Annotated in this window: 23 protein-coding genes; 15 read left to right on the top strand and 8 right to left on the bottom strand. The window is 72.9% G+C overall.

The annotated features are described in order from the left end of the window. Nucleotides 1-47: 47 nt before the first annotated feature. The 3 genes from hisN to aroA form a co-directional block, all read right to left on the bottom strand. Nucleotides 48-866, bottom strand: a complete 819-nt coding sequence (hisN, locus tag ACQP0U_RS27800) for a histidinol-phosphatase (protein ID WP_433312699.1) — start codon at nucleotides 864-866, stop codon at nucleotides 48-50. Between the two features lie 28 nt (nucleotides 867-894). Continuing rightward, complete coding sequence (gene rsgA, locus ACQP0U_RS27795) at nucleotides 895-1890, bottom strand: ribosome small subunit-dependent GTPase A (protein ID WP_433321225.1); 996 nt, start codon at nucleotides 1888-1890, stop codon at nucleotides 895-897. Between the two features lie 136 nt (nucleotides 1891-2026). After that, nucleotides 2027-3328, bottom strand: a complete 1302-nt coding sequence (aroA, locus tag ACQP0U_RS27790) for a 3-phosphoshikimate 1-carboxyvinyltransferase (protein ID WP_433312697.1) — start codon at nucleotides 3326-3328, stop codon at nucleotides 2027-2029. Nucleotides 3329-3430: 102 nt separating this feature from the next. Here aroA and ACQP0U_RS27785 point away from each other — a divergent pair, with 102 nt between their 5' ends. The 5 genes from ACQP0U_RS27785 to rsrA all read left to right on the top strand — a co-directional run bounded on the left by ACQP0U_RS27785 (nucleotide 3431) and on the right by rsrA (nucleotide 6746). Beyond that, nucleotides 3431-4141, top strand: a complete 711-nt coding sequence (locus ACQP0U_RS27785) for an SOS response-associated peptidase (protein WP_433312695.1) — start codon at nucleotides 3431-3433, stop codon at nucleotides 4139-4141. Between the two features lie 196 nt (nucleotides 4142-4337). Next, nucleotides 4338-4730, top strand: coding sequence for a WhiB family transcriptional regulator (locus ACQP0U_RS27780; protein WP_433312692.1), 393 nt, complete (start codon nucleotides 4338-4340; stop codon nucleotides 4728-4730). Between the two features lie 51 nt (nucleotides 4731-4781). Then, nucleotides 4782-5399 carry an alpha/beta hydrolase family protein gene (locus ACQP0U_RS27775; protein WP_433312689.1) on the top strand — a complete coding sequence of 206 codons (618 nt, stop codon included), beginning with the start codon at nucleotides 4782-4784 and terminating at the stop codon, nucleotides 5397-5399. Between the two features lie 233 nt (nucleotides 5400-5632). Then, nucleotides 5633-6457, top strand: a complete 825-nt coding sequence (locus ACQP0U_RS27770) for a sigma-70 family RNA polymerase sigma factor (protein WP_366335934.1) — start codon at nucleotides 5633-5635, stop codon at nucleotides 6455-6457. 1 nt (nucleotide 6458) lies between these two features. Beyond that, on the top strand, nucleotides 6459-6746 hold the full coding sequence (gene rsrA / locus ACQP0U_RS27765) for a mycothiol system anti-sigma-R factor (protein WP_030336658.1): 288 nt from the start codon (nucleotides 6459-6461) through the stop codon (nucleotides 6744-6746). Nucleotides 6747-6884: 138 nt separating this feature from the next. Here the strand turns inward: rsrA and ACQP0U_RS27760 are convergent, their stop codons facing one another. Beyond that, complete coding sequence (locus ACQP0U_RS27760) at nucleotides 6885-6959, bottom strand: 50S ribosomal protein bL37 (RefSeq protein ID WP_369814844.1); 75 nt, start codon at nucleotides 6957-6959, stop codon at nucleotides 6885-6887. Nucleotides 6960-7180: 221 nt separating this feature from the next. On the opposite strand from ACQP0U_RS27760, the gene ACQP0U_RS27755 reads away from it, so the two are divergent. Next, entirely contained in the window at nucleotides 7181-7402 is a 222-nt protein-coding gene (locus ACQP0U_RS27755) for a biotin/lipoyl-binding carrier protein (protein ID WP_030490397.1), read from the top strand. Beyond that, nucleotides 7399-7908: a GNAT family N-acetyltransferase gene (locus ACQP0U_RS27750; RefSeq protein ID WP_433312685.1), complete on the top strand. Its 510-nt coding sequence runs from the start codon at nucleotides 7399-7401 to the stop codon at nucleotides 7906-7908. The genes ACQP0U_RS27755 and ACQP0U_RS27750 overlap by 4 nt, the downstream gene beginning before the upstream one ends. A gap of 43 nt (nucleotides 7909-7951) precedes the next feature. On the opposite strand, the gene ACQP0U_RS27745 is transcribed toward ACQP0U_RS27750, so the two are convergent. Further along, nucleotides 7952-8527 (bottom strand): TetR/AcrR family transcriptional regulator, encoded by a 576-nt coding sequence (locus tag ACQP0U_RS27745; protein WP_433312683.1) that lies wholly within the window; start codon nucleotides 8525-8527, stop codon nucleotides 7952-7954. 111 nt (nucleotides 8528-8638) lie between these two features. Between ACQP0U_RS27745 and ACQP0U_RS27740 the strand changes: the two genes are divergently transcribed. After that, the gene (locus ACQP0U_RS27740; protein WP_433312680.1) at nucleotides 8639-10225 is read left to right on the top strand and encodes an MDR family MFS transporter; all 1587 of its coding nucleotides are present in this window, start codon (nucleotides 8639-8641) and stop codon (nucleotides 10223-10225) included. 157 nt (nucleotides 10226-10382) lie between these two features. On the opposite strand, the gene ACQP0U_RS27735 is transcribed toward ACQP0U_RS27740, so the two are convergent. Next, nucleotides 10383-12212 (bottom strand): tetratricopeptide repeat protein, encoded by a 1830-nt coding sequence (locus tag ACQP0U_RS27735; RefSeq protein WP_433312678.1) that lies wholly within the window; start codon nucleotides 12210-12212, stop codon nucleotides 10383-10385. A gap of 189 nt (nucleotides 12213-12401) precedes the next feature. Between ACQP0U_RS27735 and ACQP0U_RS27730 the strand changes: the two genes are divergently transcribed. After that, the gene (locus ACQP0U_RS27730; protein WP_433321220.1) at nucleotides 12402-13433 is read left to right on the top strand and encodes an SIS domain-containing protein; all 1032 of its coding nucleotides are present in this window, start codon (nucleotides 12402-12404) and stop codon (nucleotides 13431-13433) included. Between the two features lie 25 nt (nucleotides 13434-13458). Continuing rightward, the gene (locus tag ACQP0U_RS27725) at nucleotides 13459-15051 is read left to right on the top strand and encodes a histidine kinase N-terminal domain-containing protein (protein ID WP_433312675.1); all 1593 of its coding nucleotides are present in this window, start codon (nucleotides 13459-13461) and stop codon (nucleotides 15049-15051) included. Nucleotides 15052-15086: 35 nt separating this feature from the next. Here the strand turns inward: ACQP0U_RS27725 and ACQP0U_RS27720 are convergent, their stop codons facing one another. Together ACQP0U_RS27720 and ACQP0U_RS27715 are read right to left on the bottom strand one after the other, a co-directional pair. Next, nucleotides 15087-16595 (bottom strand): glycosyltransferase family 39 protein, encoded by a 1509-nt coding sequence (locus tag ACQP0U_RS27720; RefSeq protein WP_433312672.1) that lies wholly within the window; start codon nucleotides 16593-16595, stop codon nucleotides 15087-15089. Between the two features lie 36 nt (nucleotides 16596-16631). Continuing rightward, the gene (locus ACQP0U_RS27715) at nucleotides 16632-17657 is read right to left on the bottom strand and encodes an aldo/keto reductase family protein (protein WP_433312669.1); all 1026 of its coding nucleotides are present in this window, start codon (nucleotides 17655-17657) and stop codon (nucleotides 16632-16634) included. A gap of 62 nt (nucleotides 17658-17719) precedes the next feature. Here ACQP0U_RS27715 and ACQP0U_RS27710 point away from each other — a divergent pair, with 62 nt between their 5' ends. From ACQP0U_RS27710 to ACQP0U_RS27690, 5 genes are all read left to right on the top strand, one after another. Further along, nucleotides 17720-18631: an ArsR family transcriptional regulator gene (locus ACQP0U_RS27710; RefSeq protein WP_433312666.1), complete on the top strand. Its 912-nt coding sequence runs from the start codon at nucleotides 17720-17722 to the stop codon at nucleotides 18629-18631. Between the two features lie 292 nt (nucleotides 18632-18923). Beyond that, nucleotides 18924-20636 carry a nitrite/sulfite reductase gene (locus tag ACQP0U_RS27705; protein ID WP_433312663.1) on the top strand — a complete coding sequence of 571 codons (1713 nt, stop codon included), beginning with the start codon at nucleotides 18924-18926 and terminating at the stop codon, nucleotides 20634-20636. After that, nucleotides 20633-20794 carry a hypothetical protein gene (locus ACQP0U_RS27700; protein ID WP_433312661.1) on the top strand — a complete coding sequence of 54 codons (162 nt, stop codon included), beginning with the start codon at nucleotides 20633-20635 and terminating at the stop codon, nucleotides 20792-20794. Before ACQP0U_RS27705 ends, ACQP0U_RS27700 begins: the two co-directional genes overlap by 4 nt. Next, nucleotides 20791-21552: a phosphoadenylyl-sulfate reductase gene (locus tag ACQP0U_RS27695; protein ID WP_433312658.1), complete on the top strand. Its 762-nt coding sequence runs from the start codon at nucleotides 20791-20793 to the stop codon at nucleotides 21550-21552. The genes ACQP0U_RS27700 and ACQP0U_RS27695 overlap by 4 nt, the downstream gene beginning before the upstream one ends. Beyond that, complete coding sequence (locus ACQP0U_RS27690; RefSeq protein ID WP_433312656.1) at nucleotides 21534-22337, top strand: sirohydrochlorin chelatase; 804 nt, start codon at nucleotides 21534-21536, stop codon at nucleotides 22335-22337. Before ACQP0U_RS27695 ends, ACQP0U_RS27690 begins: the two co-directional genes overlap by 19 nt. Nucleotides 22338-22350: the final 13 nt, after the last annotated feature.

Below are 22350 nucleotides of genomic sequence, written 5' to 3'. Positions count from 1 at the left end.
GCACCAGCCGGAGGAGACCACCTGGCGAGGATAGAGGTTGCCGGGGGTCAGCGCTCGGCTGGTCGATTGAGGCGGGCGAGGATGTCGGCGTGCAGCACACCGTTGGTGGCCACCACGCTGCTGTCGGTGCCCGGAGCGCCGGCGGGCGCCGGTAGACCGGCCAGATCCGTGACCGTGCCACCCGCCTCCGTGACGATCGGCACCAGCGCCGCCACGTCCCACAGGGACAACTCCGGCTCGGCCATCACGTCGAGTGCCCCCTCGGCCAACAGCATGTAGCCGTAGAAGTCGCCGTACGCCCGGTTGCGCCAGCTGTCCCGCATCAGGTCGAGCACCGCGTCGAGCCGCCCGGCGCTCTCCCACCCGTTCAGCGACGAGTAGCAGAAGCTGGCGTCCGCGATCCCGCGCACCGCGGACACGCCGATCCGCTCGCCGGCGGCGGGGCCCGGCCCGGCGTACGCGCCCGCGCCCGCGCTGGCCCACCAGCGTCGTCCGAGCGCCGGTGCGGACACCACGCCGACCGCCGGCCGGTCGCCGTCGTAGAGCGCGATCAGGGTGGCCCAGATCGGCACGCCACGGACGAAGTTCTTGGTGCCGTCGATCGGGTCGATGATCCACCGGCGGCCGTCCGGGTCGGCGGACGGCTGTGCGCCGTACTCCTCACCGAGCAGCCCGTCGGCCGGCCGGTGCTCGGCCAGCAGGGCGCGGATCTCCCGCTCCACGGCGGTGTCCGCGTCGGAGACCGGTGTCAGGTCGGGCTTCGCCTCGACGCGCAGGTCGAGCGCGCGGAACCGGGCCGTGGCGATGGCGTCGGCCCGGTCGGCGAGCAGGTGTGCGAGGGCGAGGTCGTCGGCGTACCCGGTCATGCCGGCAACCTAGCCCACGCCCGTCGGGTCACTCGTCGGGCCCGCGCCGGTCGCCCTCGCCGGGGCCGCGCTGGTCGCTGTCGCCGCGCGAGTCACCCTCGCCGGCGCGGGAGGCCAGCAAGCGACGGTACGAGGCCAGCCGACGCGGGTCTGCCTTACCGGCTGCCACCCAGGCGTCCAGCCCACAGTCGGACTCGTCGGCCGTGTGCGGGCAGTTCGGTGGGCAGTCGACGGTGCCCTCCACCAGGTCCGGAAAGCCGTGCAGCAGGCTGTCGGCCGAGACGTGCGCCAACCCGAAGCTGCGGATCCCGGGGGTGTCGATGATCCAGCCCGGGTCGGTGTCGATCCCCGGCACCGGCGGCAGTCGCAGCGCCACCGCGCTGGTCGAGGTGTGCCGGCCCCGGCCGATCGCGCTGACCACGCCCACCGCGCGCAGCGCGTCCGGAACGAGGCGGTTGACGAGCGTCGACTTGCCCACCCCGGAGTGCCCGACCAGCACCGACACCTTGCCGCTCAGCAGCGCACGGAGCGCGTCGAGGTCGGAGTCGGGGCGGTTGAGCACGTACGGCAGCTCCAGCTCGGTGTAGTAACCGAGCACCTCCTCCGGCCCTGCCAGGTCGGCCTTCGTGAGACAGAGCAGCGGCTCGACGTCCGCGTCGTACGCGGCCACCAGGCAGCGGTCGATGAACCCGGTGCGCGGCGGCGGATCGGCCAACGCGCTGACGATCACCAACTGGTCGGCGTTCGCCACCACCACCCGTTCCAGCCGACCCTCGGCGGTGGTCTCGTCGTCGTCGGCGGTGCGCCGCAGCACCGAGCGGCGCTCGGCGATCCGGACGATGCGGGCGAGAGCGCCCTCCGCGCCGGACGTGTCGCCGACCAGGCTGACCCGGTCACCGACCACCACCGACTTGCGGCCCAGCTCGCGGGCCCGCATGGCGGTGACGGTGGGCAGCTCCGCGCCGACCACGCCCCGCTCGGCCCCGGACAGCACGCAGGTGTAGCGCCCCCTGTCGACGGCGATGACGAACCCGTCGACCGCGTCGGCGTGCTGCGGGCGGGTGCGCGTACGCGGGCGCGACGACTTTCCGGGCCGGACCCGTACGTCGTCCTCGTCGTACTCCCGCCGTCTGGTCGCCAGGACCTGTCCTCTTCTCGCGTCAGCTCTTGCCGGTCACCATCGCTGACCATAGTGCCGGGAACTCCGGCATGGTCTTGGAGGTACACCCCACGTCGTCGACCTCGATGCCCGGAACGGCGAGCCCGGCCACCGCTGCGGCGTGCGCCATCCGGTGGTCGTGGTAGGTGCGGAAGACCCCGCCGCGCAGCGGGCGGGGCCGGATCTCCAACCCGTCCGGTGTCTCGGTGATGTCCGCCCCGAGCCCGCCGAACTCCCGCGCGAGCGCGGCGAGCCGGTCGGTCTCGTGGCCGCGGATGTGCCCGACGCCTGTGAAGACCGACGGCGAGTCGGCGAGCATGGCCAGCGCGGTCAGCACGAGGGTCAGCTCGCCCACGTCGGAGAGGTCGGCGGTCAGGCCGTGCACCACGCCGGTGCCACGGACGGTCAGCCCGTTGGTGGTGAGGGTGACCTCGCCGCCCATCCGTTGGAGCAGTGAGCGGAGTTGCTCGACCGGCTGCGCGCTGCTGTGCGGCCAACCCTGCAGGGTCACCTCGCCGCCGGTGACCAGGGCCGCGGCGAAGAACGGCACGGCGCCGGAGAGGTCCGGTTCGATGTCCCAGCCGCGCCCGGTGAGCGGGCCGGGCTCGACGGCCCAGACGTCGGGGGTGCTGTCGTCGACCGCCGCGCCGGCTGCCCGCAGCATCTGCACGGTCATCCGAAGGTGCGGCGCGGAGGGCACCGGCGGCCCGACGTGGCGGACCACGACGCCCCGGTCGAAGCGCGGGGCGGCCAGCAACAGCCCGGAGACGAGCTGGCTGGAGGCGGACGCGTCGATCACCACCTCGCCCCCGGTGACCCGGCCGGTGCCGAGCACTGTCAGCGGAAGGCTGCCGGTGCCGGTGACGTCGATCCGGACGCCCAGCGAGCGCAGCGCGTCGACGAGCGGGCCGAGCGGCCGGGTGCGGACGTACGGGTCGCCGTCGAAGGTGACCTGCCCGTCGGCCAGGCCCGCCACCGGGGGCGCGAACCGCATCACGGTGCCGGCCAGCCCCACGTCGACGTGCGCGGGACCGACCAGCGGGTGCGGCCGGATCAGCCAGCGCTCGTCGTCGCTTATCGACACGTGTGCGCCCATCGCCCGCAGGCCGGCGGCCATCAACTCGGTGTCGCGGGCGCGCAGCGGCCGGGCCAGCGTCGACGGGCCGGCGGCCAGCGCGCTGAGCACCAGGGCACGGGCGGTCATCGATTTGGAACCGGGCAGGCGCAGCGTCGCCGCCACCGGGTCGGATGCGGTCGGTGCGGTCCACGGCTGCGGCGGCCGGGTCGCTGTCAGGTTCCCCACGGTTACATTCTGCCGTGTCGGCGGGTGGGCGGCGGAGCCCGGCATTCGTACTCCCGGTTGGCGGGACAGCCGACCCGGCCTCCGACGCGTTAGCGTGTGCCCATGTGCGGCAGGTACGCGACGACCCGGAGCTCCGGCGAGCTGAGCGCGCTGTTCGAGTCGTCGGACGACTCCGACGGCCTGGTCCGGGCCGATCACAACGTCGCGCCGACCGATCCGGTGCCGCTGGTCCGGGTCAGCCCGGAGGGGCACCGCAGCCTCTGCGTCGGTCGCTGGGGGTTGTTGCCGCACTGGTCCCGGTCCGCCTCGGGTGCCGCCCGCATGATCAACGCGCGGGCGGAGACGGTGGCCACCAGTCGGGCGTACGCGGGCTCCTTCTCCCGTCGCCGGTGCCTGGTCCCGGCCGACGGTTGGTACGAGTGGGTCCGTCTGCCCGACGGCGGACGACAGGCGTACTTCATGACCCCCCGGGACGGCTCGGTGCTCGCTCTGGCCGGCATCTGGTCGGTCTGGGAGTCCGACGCCGACACCCGGCTCACCTTCAGCGTGCTGACGACCGCGGCGCTCGGCGACCTGGCCGAGGTGCACGACCGGATGCCGGTGCTGCTGCCACCCGATCGTTGGTCGTCGTGGCTCGCGCCGACCGACGAGCCGGCACGGCTGCTCACTGCGGCGTCGGAGGAGCAGTTGGCGGGGTTGGAGATCCGCCCAGTGGGTGCGGCGGTGGGAGACGTTCGCAACGACGGTCCGCAACTGACCGCCCGGGTGGCGGTGGCCCCGACGGTGACGCCGCAGGAGTTGACTCTTTTCTGACGCCGACGTGCATTGTCGGCCGCCGATTTGCCAGGGTTCCGCGCGATTCGTCTCCTGGCTGTTCAGTCATGTTCCCGGCAGACCCTTGTCCCGGTGTTGCGAAGTGCGATAGAACACAGCGCCGGTAGTGGCTGTCGATCCGCACGGGGCGGACGACGTCCACAGATCTTGCCGGTCCCACGGGGGAGGTGGGCGGATGACACGGGCACGTATGCCGCGCCCGCACGAGGTGGCGGCGGCGCGGCGAGATCCGCGACTGCTGCGGGCCGTGCGGGAACGGCAACAGGACGACGCGTGGCGTACCAGAGGAACCTGCCAGAGCGTCGATCCGGAGACATTCTTTCCGGCACCGAACGAGCCGGCGGACGCCGCCGTCGCGCTGTGCCGCAGTTGTGACGTGCAGGGGTCCTGCCTGGCCTGGGCCCTCGACGTCGGTGACTGCCATGGCGTGTGGGGCGGCACCACGCCGCGGGAACGGCGGGCGATGCTCGTCGCCTGGCGTGGCGAGGTCGACCCCGACCCGGACGCCATCGACGACGCCGGCCCGCCGGTGCGTGACCGCCTGCTCGCCCTGGTTCCGCTGAGCTGATCGGCGGCCGGGTTCGCACCCGTCGCCCGTCCAACGGCGCAGAATAGGCCGGTGCCACCCAGCAACGAGATCGACACCCCGCGCGGTCCGGCGCGGATCGACACCGACCTGCCGGTCCGCCCGGCCACCGCCCTGCTCGTGCTCGGGCACGGCGCGGGCGGCAGCGTCGACGCGCCCGACCTGCTCGCGGTCCGGGACGCGTCGGTCGCGGCCGGCCTGGCGGTGGTCCGGGTGACCCAGCCCTACCGGGTCGCCGGTCGACGTGCGCCAGCCCCGGCGGGTCACCTCGACGAAGCCTGGGCAGCGGTGCTCGCCGTGCTGCGTGACCGGCATGCCGATGTGCCGACGGTGGTGGTCGGCGGGCGTTCCAGTGGCGCACGGGTGGCCTGCCGGACGGCCCGTGCGGTGGGCGCGGTGGGCGTGCTCGCGTTGGCCTTCCCGCTGCACCCGCCGGGACGGCCGGAACGCTCGCGGGCCGCCGAACTGGACACCGGCCTGCCGACGCTTGTCGTCAACGGCGACCGGGACCCGTTCGGGACGCCGGAGCCGGGGCCGGCCGTGCAGGTGGTGAGCCGTCCGCGTGAGACGCACGATCTGCGCCGGGATCCGGCCGGCACCGCCGCCGCCGTCCGCGACTGGCTGTACGCCCAGGGCTGGGCGGCCAACTGACCCGTCGCCCGGCTCGCCGGGGCGACCGTTTCCGGGGCCGGGCACGGGTCGTTGCATCCGATGGTGCCGTCGTCCCGAGCAGGGCCGGTGACACAAGTCCTCCCAGGCCCTTCCTGGTCCCAGCGCCGGCCGCCGTCGGGGCCGGGACCAGGAACGGGAGGGCCGGCCGGAATGCCCCAAGGGTCATCTCGCGTTACTACCCCCGGACGACTTTTCTGCGAGGGGGGTGACCGGTGCCAACCGAGACACGAAGCCTGGAACAGGACGAACGGGACGCCCGGCAGCTGAAGCGGCTGCTGGATGGCCCGGAGTGGCCGGCGACGGCGGGCCCGGGCGGGGTGGGTGCGGTGAGCACGGGCACACCAGCCGGAAGTGAATCTGCGGGCAGGTCCGTGCGCGTATCCTCGGCGGGAAAGCATCCGACGCGAGGGGATGTGCGGTTGACCACCGAGAAGACGGACGAGCGCAGGGCCCGATTCGAGCGGGACGCGATGCCATTCGTCGATCAGCTCTACGCTGCTGGGCTGCGGATGACACGCAACCCGGCGGATGCCGAGGACCTGGTCCAGGAGACCTACCTGAAGGCGTACGCGGCCTTCCACCAGTTTGAGCAGGGCACGAACCTGAAGGCCTGGCTCTACCGGATCCTGACCAACACCTACATCAACTCCTACCGCAAGCGGCAGCGCCAGCCGATCCAGGCGCCCACCGAGGAGATCACCGACTGGCAGCTCGCCGAGGCCGAGTCGCACACCTCCAGCGGGTTGCGCTCCGCCGAGACGGAGGCACTGGACCGGCTGCCGGACAGTGACGTCAAGGAGGCCCTCCAGCAGTTGCCGGAGGAGTTCCGCCTGGCCGTCTACCTCACCGATGTCGAGGGCTTCTCCTACAAGGAGGTCGCGGACATCATGGGCACGCCGATCGGCACCGTGATGTCGCGCCTGCACCGGGGCCGTCGTAATCTGCGCAAGCTGCTCGAGCGCTACGCGGGGGAGCGGGGCTTCAGTGCGGCCCGCTCAGCGAAGGGCTCGACCGCCGCTGCCGGCCGGGAGGTGTGACGTGAGCTGTGGGGAGCCGCACGAGACGGACTGCCGCGAAGTGCTCGCGGAGGTGTATCTCTACCTGGATCTGGAGTGCGCCGACGAGCGCCGCTCGCTGATCCGGCACCACCTGGACGAGTGCGGGCCCTGCCTGCGCGAGTACGGGCTGGAGCAGGAGGTGCGGGCGCTGGTGGCTCGTTGCTGTGGCAACGAGACCGCACCGGACGAGCTGCGCGAGCGGCTGCGGGTCAAGCTCACCGAGCTGGTGGTCTTCGAGACCAGCGACTCCCGTGAGCTGGCCGACTGAGCGACTGAGCTGGCCGACCGAGCGTCGGCACAAGCTGCGAGACCGGTGGCCCGGGTCGACGTCGACCCGGGCCACCGGTGTGCCCGGCCTCGGCCGGGTCGGGCTGAGCGGCGACGGGCAGCCGGCCCGTCGACCCGTTCAGGAGTTGGGACGCTTGCCGTGGTTCGCGGCGCTCTTCTTACGAGCCTTCTTCTTCCGGGACTTCTTCGCCATGCTGACCTCCTCGTGATGGGTCGGATCCGTCCTGCGCACGACCTCGGCGCCGATGCGGCCACCGGCGGTCCGGCGTCGGGTCCGACCCGCTGATGGTAGTGCGGTCTACACCCGCCGCCTTCCCCAGGGCGGGCCTGCCATCCCGGCTGTGCCGCTGCGCGCCCACCGCCGGTCGACGCATGATTGGATACATCGGCAGGCACGTCGCGAAGAGGGAGGGCCTGGACATGGCCGAGGAGATCCGCGCCGAGATGGTGGCCAACGTCTGGAAGGTCGTCGCCACGGCCGGTGACACGGTGGCCGAGGGCGACACCCTGGTGATTCTCGAGTCGATGAAGATGGAGATCCCGGTCATCGCCGAGTCCGACGGTGTGCTCCAGCAGCTCGCCGTGCACGAGGGCGACGTCGTGCAGGACGGTGACCTGATCGCGGTGATCGCTTGACCGGGTTGCGGGTCCGTTCGGCCGAACCGGCCGACTTCCCGGCGGTGGCCCGGCTGACAGTGGCCGCGTACGAGGCGGATGGCCAGCTCAAGGGCGAGCACGGGTACGGCGAGGTGCTGGCCGACGTGTCGACCCGAGCCGCCAGCGGCGCGGTGCTGGTCGCGGTCGACGAGGTGACCGAGGCGGTGCTCGGCTCGGTCACGTTCGTGTTGCCGGGCACTCCGTACGCCGAGCTGTCCGGGCCGGGCGAGGCGGAGTTCCGGATGCTCGCCGTCGACCCGGGCGCGCAGGGGCGGGGTGTCGGTGCCGCGTTGGTCGAGGCGTGCGTCGACAGTGCGACAGCGTTGGGTTGCACGGCTGTGGTGATCTGCGTCCGGGCCGGGATGGCCGATCCGGCGCACCGGCTCTACTCGCGGCGCGGGTTCGTCCGCTCGCCGGAGAAGGACTGGTCACCCGCGCCTGGTGTGGACCTGCTCGGCCTGCGTCTGGACCTCACGCGCGGCTGAGCCGCCGACCGACGAGCCCTGGGCGTGACGATCGCCCGCCCGGTCAGGCGTCGGGCTCCGTGCCGATGGCGGCCAGCAGCTCGTCGGCCACCTCCAGTGCGAGTTTGCGGCGTTCATCGTCGGTGATGTGCGGCGCGCGTACCGCGAACCAACTGGTGTGCACCGCGAACAGGGACAGCGCGGCCCGCAGTTGGGCGGCGGGGGAGTCGTCGCCCCGGCAGAGCGCCTCGGCCAGCTCCATCATCCGGCCGCGCATCTTCTGGCCGGAGGAGAGGCTCTTGAGCGCGGTCTGGTTCTGCTCGAAGAAGCGCATCACCGACGGCTGGGTGCCGTCGAACATCGTGTCGGCGTACCGGGAGATCAGCTCGCGTCGCATCGCCAGGGTCGCGGGCTGGGTGGCGGCCCAGGCGGTCAGCGCGTCCATCCGCTCCAGCCGGTCCTCGACGAAGCTGGCGACGATGTCGTCCTTGCTCTTGAAGTGGTAGTAGAGCGCGGCCTTGGTGACGTTGAGGCGCTCGGCGATTTCCCGGAGCGAGGTCTTCTCGTACCCCTGCTCGGTGAAGAGCTCGAGCGCGACGGTCTTGATCCGTTCCCGCGTCCCGCCTGTGCTCTCGCTCACCCATGCCCTCCAAATGGCTTGACCGTTGCTCGTACCCAACTTACCGTGCGGCTAGTAAGGTGACTAGCCGGGCGGCAAGTAAGTAAGGCAATCCTCGGGGGGAGCTTACCCATGACTCAGGCAACCCAGGCCGGCACGCGACCCAACAACATCAGGGTCGTGCTGTTCGGGCTGATGATCGCGATGATGCTCGCGATGCTCGACAATATGATCGTCAGCACCGCGTTACCGCGGATCGTGGGCGAGTTCGGCGGGCTCAACCACTTCACCTGGGTGGTTACCGCGTACGTGCTGGGCACCACCGTCTCCACCCCGATCTGGGGCAAGCTCGGTGACCTCTACGGCCGCAAGTCGGTCTTCCTGACCTCGGTCGTCGTCTTCCTGGTCGGCTCCGCCCTCTGCGGCATGGCCGGCTCCGGGATGTTCGGCGGCCCGCAGGACGGCATGGTCCAGCTCATCGCCTTCCGGGCCGTGCAGGGCCTCGGCGCCGGTGGCCTGATGGTCGGCGTGATGGCGATCATCGGTGACCTGGTCCCGCCCCGCGAGCGCGGGCGCTACCAGGGCATGATCGCCGGCATCATGGCCATCGCCATGGTCGCCGGCCCGCTGGTCGGCGGCTTCATCACCGACCACCTCTCCTGGCGCTGGGCGTTCTACGTGAACCTGCCGCTGGGCGGTGTCGCGCTGCTCGTGCTGATCACCACCATGCAGCTCCCGAAGTACCGCACCGAGCACCGGATCGACTGGCTCGGCGCCGGGCTGCTGTCGGTCGGCATCACAGCGATCGTGCTCATCACCACCTGGGGTGGCAACGAGTACGACTGGACCTCGCCGCAGATCCTCGGCCTGGCCGTGCTGGCCGTCGTCGCCCTGGTGGTGTTCGGCCTGGTGGAACGCCGCGTCCAGGAGCCGATCCTGCCGCTGGCGCTCTTCGCCAACCGCAACTTCGCGCTGATCTCGGTGATCGGCTTCCTGCTCGGTTTCGCGATGTTCGGCGCGATGAACTTCCTGCCGCTTTACCAGCAGACCGTGCAGGGGGCGTCGGCGACAAACAGTGGTCTGCTGCTGCTGCCCCTGATGTTCGGCATGCTCGTCGTCTCGCTGGTCATCGGCCGGGCCATCACCAGGAACGGCAGGTACCGGGCGTACCCGATCATCGGTGGTGTGGTGATGACGGGGGGCATGGCGCTGCTGTCCATGCTCGACACCGACACCAGCAAGCTGATGTCCTCGCTGTACATGGTCGTGCTCGGTGTCGGCATGGGCTTCCTCATGCAGACGTCGATGCTGATCGCGCAGAACAGCGTCGAGCAGAAGGACCTCGGCGCGGCCAGCGGCGCGGCGACCTTCTTCCGGTCGATCGGTGGCTCGTTCGGCATCTCGCTGTTCGGTGCCATCTTCGCCAACCGGCTGGCCAACTCCGAGGGCGGTCGGGCCTTCGGTGGCGGCGGCGAGGCCGGTGGCGGGATGGACCTGGCGAAGCTCAAGGAGCTGCCGGCCCAGGCGCGGGAGGCGGTGCTCGGCGGTCTCTCCGACGCCATCTCGCACGTCTTCCTCTGGGCGGTGCTGTTCACCATCGTGATCCCGGTGCTCGCCTGGTTCATCAAGGAGATCCCGCTGCGCACCGCGAACGAGGCACCGCAGGCCACCCCGGAGGAGGAGGCCGAGGTCGCCCTCGGCAAGGCCCCGGTCGCCTGACCCAGTCGCCCCTACTACGCGCCGCGCCAGCCCACGAGGCTGGCGCGGCGTTCCTCATTCCCCCGCGATCTTGCATTTTCTGCACCGACATAAGCCCCCCTTTTCCCACCGAACCGCCAACAGCAAGTGCAAGATCGCGGGGGAAGGGCGGGGCGGGTCAGGCGTGGCGGGTTAGGCGTTGCCAGAGGCGGCGCAGGGGATTGCGGGGGCGAGGGAGTCGGGGAGCCTGGCTGCCCAGCAGTTCGGTGGCCAGGGCCGCCGTCGCCGGGTCCAACTGCGGGGCGGCGAGTGCCAGGTGAGCCAGCGAAGCGGCGATCGGGACCGGTCGGCTCCGTGCCACCGCAGCCGCGTCGGCCAGCCGCTCCGCCACCACCCGGGCCACGTCCGGGCGCACCGAAGGGTCTACCCAGGCGGCGGTGACCAGGGCGAACAGCGCTGCCTCGGTGACCCAGTCCTCGACGCCCCAGATCAGGTCGAGCAGCACCCGGCGTCGGGTCGAGCCCTCCCACGGCTCGTCGGTGCGGTGGTGCAGCAGCCCCAGGCAGGCCCACACCTGCACGCCCCGGACCCAGACCGACGGGTCGTGGGCCGCCAGCAGCCGACCCACCGCGTTGGCCGGCGCCGCCGGTGGGTGCACCAGCAGGCCGAGCAGGTCGGCCAGGTCGAGGCCGGCCAGGCCGACCGCCGCGTCGTACGCCGCCGGTGGGTGCGCCCAGGCCGGGTGGGCGATCTGCCCGATCCGTTCGACGGCCGTCGCCGAGGGCGCCGCCAGGGCGGGCGTGGGGACGGCGTCCGCGTAGTGCCACAACCGCTGAGCTGTCGCCCGTCGGGGCTCGCGCGGGTCGGGTTCCGGTGCGCCGACGACCTCGATCCGCAGCCCGGGGGCTGTGGAGATCGCCGTCCCGACCGCGCTCGGCGGGGCGGCGGCGGGTAGGCGTACGGCACCGCCAAGACCGTTGTCGTCATCGGCCACCGCCTGGCGCATGGCGTCGACAAGGGGCCCGCCGGCCGGGGTGAGTTGGCCGAGCCAGGGCCGACCTCGGCAGCACTGGGCCAGGTCGCCGTGCTCGTGGCTGTCGTCCGGGTGGTCCCGCACGAAGTCGGCGAGCGCGACCAGGTGGGCGAGGTCACCGTCGCGCAGGTGCCGCAGGCGGTGGGCGGTGTGCACCGCGCAGTCGAACGACGGATCGCGCGCCAGTGCCCGCTCGGTCCACTCCAACGCCTCGTCCAACCGGCCGATCTCGGCCAGGGTGCCGGCGATGTCCGCGTAGATCGCCAGGTCGTCGGGGTCCAGCTCGACGGCCCGACCGAGGGCCGCGAGGCCGTCGCGGGTCCGGCCCGAGCTGCGGTACGCGTACCCGAGCCACACCTCGCCCATCTTCGAGGGCTGTGCGCGTACCCCCCGGGTGGCCCAGCGGACCGCCAGCTCGACCTCGCCGAGGCGCCGGGCCAGCGCGGACGCCGCGCCCAGCAGCAGGCCGTGTTCGGGGTGCACGGTGGCCGCGTTGCGGGCAAGCGTGAGGTACGGGGTCAGCGGGGCCCGGCCGATCCGTGGCACCGGGTCGGGCAGTGCGGCGCAGACCTGCATGAGGACGCGGGCGATGTGCTCCGGGTCCAGTCGTTCGGCCAGCTCGGGTGCGGTGACCCAGGGCACTCCGGCCCACTCGGTGCTGGGCGCGTACCCCGTGGCGGCGGCCAGCAGCTCCAGCCCTTCGGCGGGGCGGCCGGCGGTGGCCAGGAGGTGGGCGCGGGCGACTACCGCGCCGACGAAGGTGTGGTGGTTGAGCGGGAAGAGGTCGAGGCCACCGCCGCTCGTCGCGGCGAGACGGGCCAGCGTCTCGTGCACCTCAGGGAGGGTGGGGGCCCGTGCCAGCGCGCCGGCGAGGTGGCCGGCGGCGTGGTGCAGGTCGCCCTCGTCGAGTGCCAGCCGGGCCAGCGCCAGCTCCTCCGTCGCGGAGAGCGCGGGGTCGTCCGTTCCCTCGGGCACGTCGTCCTCTCGTCGCGGGCTAGACCGGGTACATCGGGGAAGTCTAGTTGATATTGAGATCAACTGGTGATCACCTGCGCAGTCCTGCTCGTTAGATTGCTGAAGTACGGTTAAAAGTGCAAGACTGAGCAAGAATCGCGCGGCAACCGCGCAAGGGGAGGGGTTTCCGTGACACGTGCAGGGGCTGGAATGGCCGCCGACATCGACGAGCAGCCGGCCGGCTACGCGCGCCTGCTCTCCGCCGCCAACGCCGCCGAGATCGCCCGGGTGGCGGCGGTCATCGCCGAACGTCGGCCACGGCACGTGGTCTTCACCGCGCGGGGCACCTCCGATCACGCGGCGCTCTACGGGGCCTACCTGACCGAGATCCGGCTCGGCCTGCCCGCCGGGCTCGCCTCGCCCAGCGTCGTCACCCTGTTCGGGGCCCGCCCCGACCTGTCCGACGCGCTGGTCGTCGGGGTCAGCCAGAGCGGCGGCTCGCCCGACCTGGCCGAGGTGCTGCGCGCCGCCCGAGCCTCCGGGGCGCTGACCCTCGCGGTGACCAACGCCCCCGACTCGCCGCTTGTCGACGTGGCCGAGTTGAGCATCGACATCGCCGCCGGGCACGAGCGGGCGGTGGCCGCCACCAAGACGTACACCGCGGAGCTGCTCGCCCTGCTGATGCTGGTGGAGGGGATCCGGGCCGGCGACGGCGTGCTCCCGACCGCCGAACGGGAGGCGCTCGACGCGCTGCCCGAGCTGGCCACCCGCACCCTGGCCGACGCCACCCCGGCCCAGCTCGCGCCGCGCTACCGGTTCGCCCGCCAACTGGTCACCACCGGCCGGGGGTACGCCTACCCGACCGCCCGGGAGGCCGCGCTGAAGCTGATGGAGACCTCGTACCTGCCGGCGCTCGCCTTCTCCGGCGCCGACCTGCTGCACGGCCCGCTCGCGATGACCGACCCGGAGGTCCCGGTGCTCGCCGTGGTCGGCTCCGGCCCGGGTGGCCGGTCGATGGGTGAGGTGCTGCCCCGCCTCGGCGAGCGCCGCGCCGACGTCGTGGTGGTCGGCTCCGCCGACGTGCCGGGCGCCACCCGGCTGGCCGTTCCCGAGGTCGACGAGCGGTACGCCCCGCTGCTGGACATCCTGCCGATGCAGCGGTTGGCGCTGGCCCTGGCGCTCACCCGGGGCGAGGACCCGGACGCGCCGCGCGGGTTGAAGAAGGTCACCGCGACGATGTGAGGCGTGGCGTGGCACCCTGGTCACCGTGTCCACGCTGCGCGACCTCGCCGAGGAGCACACCCATCTCCGTCCGGCCGACATCGACCACCTGCACCGGATCGCCGGCGACTGGCAACTGCTCTCCGATCTGTCCTTCGCCGACCTGCTGCTCTGGGTGCCTGTCGACGCCGACGGCACGTTCCTCTGCGTCGCCCAGGTCCGTCCGACCACCGCGCCGACCGCCTACCAGGACGACCAGGTGGGTCGGATCGTCGGCGGGCCGGAGGTGGCCCACCTGGGGGTGGCGTACTCCCAGGGTCGGATCTGGCGCGAGGGCGACCCGGTCTGGTACGGCGACGTGCCGGCCCGGCACGAGGCGATCCCGGTCCGGCTGCGTACCGCCGAGGGGGAGGCCGGCGAGGTGATCGCCGTGGTGGGGCGGGACACCAACCTCTCCACCGCGCGTACGCCCAGCCAGCTGGAGCTCAACTACCTCACCACTGCCGACGACCTGGCACAGATGATCGCGGACGGCACCTTCCCGCCGCCGAGGCATCCGGGCGAGACCACCTCGGCGCCCCGGGTCGGCGACGGCCTGGTCCGGCTCGACGCCGGCGGCAAGGTCACCTACGCCAGCCCGAACGCGCAGTCCGCGTACCGCCGACTGGGCTACGCCTCCCACCTGGTGGGGGAGGACCTGGCCGCGCTGCACCGCAGGCTGGCCGGCGATCCGCTGGACGGCACCGAGGCGGCGAACGGCATTCTGGCCGCCCTGCGCGGTGAGGCGCCGCCCCGCCGGGAGATCGACGCGCGAGGTGCCACGATGCTCACCCGGGCGCTGCCGCTGATGCCGGCCGGGGTGCCGATCGGAGCGCTGGTGCTGGTCCGGGACATCACCGAGGTCCGCCGCCGGGACCGGGCCCTGATCACCAAGGACGCCACCATCCGGGAGATCCACCATCGGGTGAAGAACAACCTCCAGACGGTGGCCGCGCTGCTGCGGTTGCAGGCCCGCCGGGTGGCGATGCCGGAGGCGCGTGTCGCGCTGGAGGAATCGGTCCGTCGGGTCGCCTCGATCGCCCTGGTGCACGAGACCCTCTCGATGTCCAGCGACGAGGCGGTGGAGTTCGACGGCATCGTCGACCGGGTGGCCAGCGCGGCGACCGAGGTCGCGGCGACCGAGGTGAGCGTCGGCATGCGGCGGCGGGGCAGCTTCGGCGTACTGCCGGCGGAGATCGCCACCTCGCTGGTGATGGTCCTCAACGAGTTGCTGCTCAACGCCGTCGAGCACGGCTTCCCGCCAGCCGAGGAGGGGGAGGAGGCGCTCGTACCCGCCGCCTCGGGCATGGTGCCGGTCGCCGCTCCCGAGGTCGACCCGTCGCTGCGACCCGAGGTGGTGGTCTCGGCACACCGGTTCCGCAAGATGCTGCACGTCTCGGTGACCGACAACGGGCGTGGGCTACCCCCGGACTTCGACGCCGAACGCGGCAGCCGGCTCGGCCTCCAGATCGTCCGGGCCCTGATCACCGGGGAGCTGCGCGGCACCATCGAACTGCGCGCCGGCGCCAACGGCGGCACCGAGGCAGTGCTCGTCGTCCCGCTGGGCCGCAACGCCCACGACGGTCGCTCGCAGACCTGACCGGCCCGAGGCAGCGACCGGGCCGCGTCGGCGGGTCAGTTGTCGGGGCGGCTGGTCAGCAGGGCCACGGTCAGGCCGGGGCGCTGCCAGACCTGGGTGACTGTGAAGTCCGCGCGTAGCGCGTCGCCCTTGGCGTCGGGCACGGCGGCCAGCGGCTGGGCGTGTCGACCGGAGACGACGAGCCACACACGTGTCGTACCGGCCAGGCACTGTGCCGGCTGGGGGCACTCGGCGGCCCACAGGTCGCCGCGGCGTACCTCGTCCTCGGTGACCAGCACGTCGCGTGGCGGGTCGCCGAGGTGGTACTCGATGCCGAGGTCGAGGAAGAGCCAGCTGTGCCGGGGGGAGTAGACCACCGCGTCCCCCGGTCGTTGGCCGTCGGCGATCACCCGTGCCGCCCCGGCGTAGTCCACTGGCGCGCTGCGTGGCCACTCGTGGGTCCGGCGCAGCGCGGCCTGGTCGGGCAGGCCGAGCAGCCCGGCTAGGACCACCACGACGAGCGCGGCCGGAGCGGCCACGGCGGCCAGCGCCGCGCCCGCCAGCAGGCACGCGAAGGGCACTACGAAGACCAGGTACCGGGGCACCCACAGGGGTACGACAGTGCCGGCGGCGAAGAGCAGCAGCACGGGCAGCAGCACCGCGCTGACCGGCAGCAGGGCGCGCCGCCCGAGCCGGGCCGCGCCGAGGGCGGCGACCCCGACCAGCAGACCACCGACCACGCTGCTCTGGGCGACGCCGCCGGGCAGCGCGGTCAGGTCGTCGAGCCGGGCCAGGTGGACCCAGTTCAACTGCCGGGACTGCTGGGTCCGGGCCTTGACCAGCAGCGGGCCGGCCAGCAGCGCGACCGGCAGCACGGCGACCAGCCACCGCCACACCCGCCGGTCCCGCTCGGCGTCGACCTGCGCCGGGGAGGCGATGCCAGCCGCGGTCGGGCCGCGCCACCACGCGATGAGGACGACGAGCGCGTGGGCGGCGAGCACTGTGAGCGCGATCAGGTGGATGAGCCCGAGCGCGGCGACGGCTGCGGCGTAACCGGCCCACCGGGGCCAGCTCGGTCGACGCAGCGCGGTCACCAGCAGCACCGTGGCGAGCACGGCGAGCATGGTGGCCAGCGCGTACGGGCGTGCCTCCTGCCCGTACCGGGAGGTGCCGGGGAGCACCGCGAACAGCAGCCCGGCGAAGAGGCCGCCGCGCCGGTCGACGAGCTGCGCGCCGAGCACGGCGAGCAGCCCGGCGGCCACGGTCATCGCCACCACGGCCGGTACGCGCAGGGCGATCGTGGAGTCGCCGAAGATCCTGGTCCAGCAGTGCATCAGCAGGTAGTACGGCCCGGTGGCGGCGTCGATGGTGTTGGCCAGCCGGGCCAGGTCGCCGGGCGACCGGGTGGCCGCGCTCCAGGTCGCCAGCTCGTCGCGCCAGAGCTGGGCCGAGCCCAGCCCGGTCAGCGTCACCGCCACTGTCACCACCGCCGGGGGAAGCCAGACCGGCAGGCGGCGCAGGTGCTCCCATGCCGCCCCGGCCGACCTCTCGGACAATTGCCCCACGCTCCGAGCCTGCCACGGCCACCCCCTCCGTGGGCGTCAGCCAGCGGCAGGCGGTGGACGCCAGGCGGGCATCACGTCGTTCGGCCGGGCGGTCTTCGCCGGATCACGCTCCACGAGCTCGTCCAGCACGGCGTCGATCCGGGACAGCAGCTCGTCGTCGAGTCGTACCGTGGCGGCCCTGGCCGTCTCGGCGAGCTGTTCGGGCCGTGACGCGCCGACGATCGCGCCCGCGACGGTCGGGCGGCTCAGCACCCACGCCACCGCCAACTGGGCCATCGTGCAGCCGGCTTCCTCGGCGATCGGGCGGAGCTGGCGTACCCGGGAGAGCAGCAGGTCCGACGAGTAGCGGGCGATGAACGAGCCACCGAACCCGTCGGTGGCCCGGGACCCGGCGGGCGGACGTCGGCCAGGTTGATACCGGCCGGTCAGCACGCCCATCGCCAGTGGCGACCAGGCGAGCTGGCCGATGCCGAGGTCGGCACAGGCCGGCGAGACCTCGGCCTCCACCACCCGCCACAGCATCGAGTACTGCGGCTGGTTGGCGACGAACGGGATGTGCAGCTCGGCGGCGAGCCGCAGGCCCGCGCGCAGCTGCGGGGCGGTCCACTCGGAGGCGCCGACGTAGAGCACCTTGCCCTGGCGGACCAGGTCGGCGAAGGCGAGCATCGTCTCCTCCAGCGGCACGCTGTCGTCGTACCGGTGCGCCTGATAGAGGTCGACGTAGTCGGTGCCCAGCCGGCGCAGCGAGGCGTGGCAGCCCTCGATGACGTGCTTGCGGGACAGCCCGGCGTCGTTGGCCCCCGGCCCGACCGGCAGGCACACCTTCGTGCACAGCTCGATCGAGCTGCGCCGGACGCCGCTCAGCGCCTTGCCCAGCGCCTCCTCGGCCCGCCCCTGGGCGTACCGGTCGGCGGTGTCGAACGTGGTGATGCCCGCGTCCAGGGCGGCGGCCACGCACGCTGCCGCCGCGTCGTCGTCGAGCTGGTTGCCGTGGGTGACCCAGTTGCCGTACGCGACCGCGCTGACGCGCAGGCCCGACCGGCCCAGTTGCCTGTACTCCATACCGGGATCCTCGGGCCGCCCCGCGCTGTCGCCGAACCGTTCGAACGTGGTCGAATCCTCAGGTGATCGAGGTTCGGTTCTCGCCCGACGACCTGAGCCGGGTCCGGTTCGTGCACTCGCCCCTGGCCGAGCTGGTGGCCAGCTCCTGGGCGTTGCGCAAGCCCGCGAAGTACTGGATGCACCGCCCGTGGCGCGAGCGCGCGGAGCGGCTGCTGCCGGATGCCGGTCTGGAACCGCTGTTGGCGGTGCTCAGATCGTCGAACGGCTACGTGCCGGACTTCCTCACCCCGATCGGGGTGGCGCCGAACCTGGCCGCCGAGTTGCGGGCGGTCGCCGGCACCGACAGGTCCCGGGTCCGGCGGCAACTGGAGCGGGCCGGCGCGCCCCGGCTGGCCCCGGACGAGCTGGCCGCGCAGCTCCACAGGTACTTCACACTGCTGATCGCACCGGACTGGCCCCGGCTGCGGGCGCTCGCGCTCGCCGACATCCGGCGGCGGACGCTGCTCGCCGGCGAGCAGGGCGGGCGCACCCTGCTCCGCGGGCTGCACCCGTTGATCCGCTGGGACGGCGCGGCGCTGCGGGTGGCCGTCGGCACGACCCGCCCGGCCGGCCTGGACGGACGCCCGTGGACGCTGCTGCCCACCTCGTTCTCCGGGCCGACGGTGCACGCGATCTTCGAGGGCGACGCCGGACCCGCCCTCTGCTATCCGCCCACCGGGCTGGGCGGGCTGTGGGATGCGCCGCCGCCCAGCGCCGCGCTGGGTGCCCTGCTCGGCGGTACGCGGGCGGCGGCGCTCGCCCTGCTCGACTCGCCGCTGAGCACCGGCGAGTTGGCCGCGATGCTGGGTCTCGCGCCGGCGACCGCGTCGCACCACCTCACCACGCTGCGGGACAACGGCCTGATCGCCGGCGTACGGCAGGGTCGGGTGGTGCGTTACGCCCGAACTGTCCTCGGTGACCAGTTGGTCGGCTGACCCTCGGCCCGTGATGTGGGATCCAGCACGCGGACATTGGCCGGCCCCGTTGGGGTGTGGCAGCATGGGCCCATGACCGCCGCAGTCGTCCGCCGCTTCGTGGCACGTCGCCACGTTGATTACGGCCGCGTGCGCAGCGCGATCTGTCCGGCCTACTGACGACGCCCGACCAATCTGTCTCGGGCGCGCTCCGCGCCGGCTGTCTGAAGACACCGTTGTCCCGCCCGCTTCGCCGGGCCGGCCGCCGCGCCCCGCGTACCCCGAGGCACAGCAGACAACGGAGGACGCCGCGATGGCGGTCAGCAGCATCCCGGCCCGTTCCGAGGACCCGACGGCTCGCCCGACCCGAGCGCCGCGCCGGCCACGGGGCGAGGGCCAGTGGGCGCTCGGCCACCGCGAGCCGCTCAACCCCAACGAGCGGATCAAGAAGGACGACGACCCGCTCAACGTCCGGGCCCGCATCGAGACCATCTACGCGCACCGGGGCTTCGCCTCCATCGACCCGCAGGACCTGCGGGGCCGGTTCCGCTGGTGGGGGCTCTACACCCAGCGCAAGGCGGGCATCGACGGCGGCCGCACCGCCGTGCTGGAGCCGCACGAGCTGGAGGACGAGTTCTTCATGCTCCGGGTCCGCATCGACGGCGGCCAGCTCAGCCTGGCCCAGCTGCGGGTGATCGCGGACATCTCCCGGGAGTTCGCGCGGGACACCGCCGACATCACCGACCGGCAGAACATCCAGTACCACTGGATCCGGGTCGAGGACATGCCGGAGATCTGGCGCCGACTGGAGTCGGTGGGCCTGCAGACCACCGAGGCGTGCGGCGACTGCCCGCGGATCGTGCTGGGCAGCCCGGTCGCCGGGGTGGCCCGCGACGAACTGCTCGACCCGACCCCGGCGGTCGACGAGATCGTCTCCCGGTACGTGGGCGACAAGCAGTTCTCCAACCTGCCCCGCAAGTTCAAGACGTCGATCTCCTGGCTGGTGGACACCCCGTACGAGTCGAACGACATCGCCTTCCTCGGTGTCGACCACCCCGAGCACGGGCCCGGCTTCGACGTCTGGGTCGGCGGGGGTCTCTCCACCAACCCGATGCTCGCCAAGCGGCTCGGTGTCTGGGTGCCGCTGGCCGAGGTGCCGGACGTGTGGGCCGGGGTGGTCGGGATCTTCCGCGACTACGGCTACCGCCGACTGCGCAGCCGGGCCCGGTTGAAGTTCCTGGTGGCCGACTGGGGCGTGGAACGCTTCCGCGAGGTCCTGGAGAAGGACTACCTCGGTCGTACTCTGCTCGACGGCCCGGCGCCGACCCTGCCGTCGAAGCCGGTCGACCACGTGGGCGTGCACGAGCAGGCCGACGGGCGGCACTACGTGGGCGCGGCCCCGGTGGTCGGGCGGGTCTCCGGCACGCAGCTCAGCCAGCTGGCAGACGTGGTCGAGGCGCACGGAAGCGACAGGGTGCGGCTCACCCCGTACCAGAAGCTGCTGGTGCTCGACGTGCCGTCGGAGCGGACGGAGTCGCTCGTCGACGCGCTGCGCGGGATCGGCCTGGAGGCCCGGCCGTCGGCCTGGCGGCGCGGCACGATGGCGTGCACCGGCATCGAGTACTGCAAGCTCGCCATCGTCGAGACGAAGGCGCGCGGCGAGGAGTTGGTGGCCCGGCTGGAGCAGCGGCTGCGCGACTTCGACGCGGACATCTCGATCCACATCAACGGCTGCCCGAATGCCTGCGCGCGCACCCAGGTGGCCGACATCGGCCTCAAGGGTCAACTGGTGGTCGGCCCGGACGGCCGGCAGGTCGAGGGTTTCCAGGTGCACCTGGGTGGCGGGCTGGGCATGGCCCAGGGGCAGACCGCCGGCTTCGGCCGCAAGCTACGCGGCCTGAAGACCACCGCCGAGGAGCTTCCCGAGTACGTGGAACGACTGGCTCGTCGCTACCTGGCCGGCCGGAGCGAGGGCGAGACGTTCGCCAACTGGGTGATCAGAGTCGACGAGGAGGAACTGCGGTGAGCAGCGAGAACCGAGCGGCACCTCTGTACTGCCCGTACTGCGGCGAGGAGGACCTGCGGCCGCACGAGGCGGGGCACGGCGCCTGGGAGTGCCGCGCCTGCACCCGGGTCTTCTCGGTGAAGTTCACCGGGCTGCTCAGTCGGACGGTGACCTCGTGAGTCTCGTCTCGGCCGCGAGCCTGCGCCTGGTCGGCCCGGGCGGCGCGACGCCTACCGACCCGGCCCGGCGCGGCCCGGACGAGCTGCGGGCGCTGGCCGAGCAGGCGGCTCGGGACCTGGAGGGCGCCCCGGCGCTGGAGATCGCCCGTTGGGCGGCGCAGACCTTCGGGGACCGGTTCTGCGTCACCAGCTCGATGGCCGACGCCGTGCTGGCGCACCTGGTGTCCCGGGTGGCTCCGGGGGTGGACGTGGTCTTCCTCGACACCGGCCTGCACTTTCCCGAGACGCTTCGGGTGCGCGACGAGGTAGCCCGGACGCTGCCGGTGAACGTCCGGTCGATCCGGCCCCGGCTCACCGTCGGGCAGCAGGACGGCCAGTACGGCCCCCGGCTGTTCAACAAGTCGCCGGACGACTGCTGCCAGCTGCGCAAGGTGGAGCCGCTGGAGCGGGCGCTGACCGGGTACGACGCCTGGGCCGCCGGGCTGCGCCGGGACGAGTCGCCGAGCCGGGCCAACACCCCTGTGGTGACCTTCGACGCGCGCCGAGGCAAGGTCAAGGTCAACCCGATCGCGGCCTGGTCGCAGAAGGACGTGGACGCCTACATCGCCCGCTTCAACGTGCCGGTGAACGAGCTGTTCAAGCAGGGGTACGGGTCGATCGGCTGCTGGCCGTGCACCCGCCGTACCAAGGCCGGCGAGGACGCGCGGGCCGGCCGGTGGGCCATGTTCGAGAAGACCGAGTGCGGGCTGCACGTCTGACCTCCCCGGCGACAACCCTGACCGGCCCCGGTGCGGCCGGCGGGGCGGACCCGGTGGTGCTCGTCGCGCACGGCAGCCGTGATCCGCGGGCGGCCGATGCCACCCGGGCGCTGGCTCGGGCGGTGTCGGCGGCCCGGCCTGGCACACAGGTGTGGGCGAGCTGGCTGGACCACACCGAGCCGGGGCCGACCGAGGTGCTTCGCGACCTGGCCGTGGCCGGTCACCGCCGGGCGGTGCTGGTGCCGCTGCTGCTGACCGCCGCGTACCACCACCGGGTGGACATTCCGGCGGCGGTCGCCGCGGCGGCGCAGTCCGGTCCACCGCTGGCGGTACGGGTGACAGATGTGCTCGGCCCGGCGGACGACACGCCCGATGCTGGGCTGCTGGCGGGGCTGTGCCGTCGGCTGGGTGAGACGGGTCCGGGCCGCTTCGACGCGTTGGTGCTGGCCGCGGCGGGCACCCGGGACGCGCGGGCACGCCGCTCGGTGGGTCGGGTGGCCGATGCGCTCGGCGCGGAGTTCGGGGTGCCCTGCCGGGTGGCGTACGCGTCGGCGGCTCCACCGGCGGCCGGCCTGGCGGTGTCTCGGCTGCGGGCGGCCGGCGCGCGCCGGGTCGCGGTGTCCGCGTACTTCCTGGCACCGGGGCTGTTCCACGATGCGGTGGCCGAGGCGGCCTGGGCGGCTGGCGCGGTGGCGGTCGCCGCGCCGTTGACCGACGCACCGGAGTTGGTCGAGTTGGTGTTGCGTCGGGTCGACGACCGGCCGGTGCTGGCGTCGACGGGGTGACCCGTGCCGGCAC

The sequence above is a fragment of the Micromonospora sp. CA-269861 genome (assembly GCF_050948505.1).
Classification (GTDB): Bacteria; Actinomycetota; Actinomycetes; order Mycobacteriales; family Micromonosporaceae; genus Micromonospora.
Note: the sequence above shows the minus strand (reverse complement) of the source record. Positions and strands in the feature narration are given on the sequence as shown.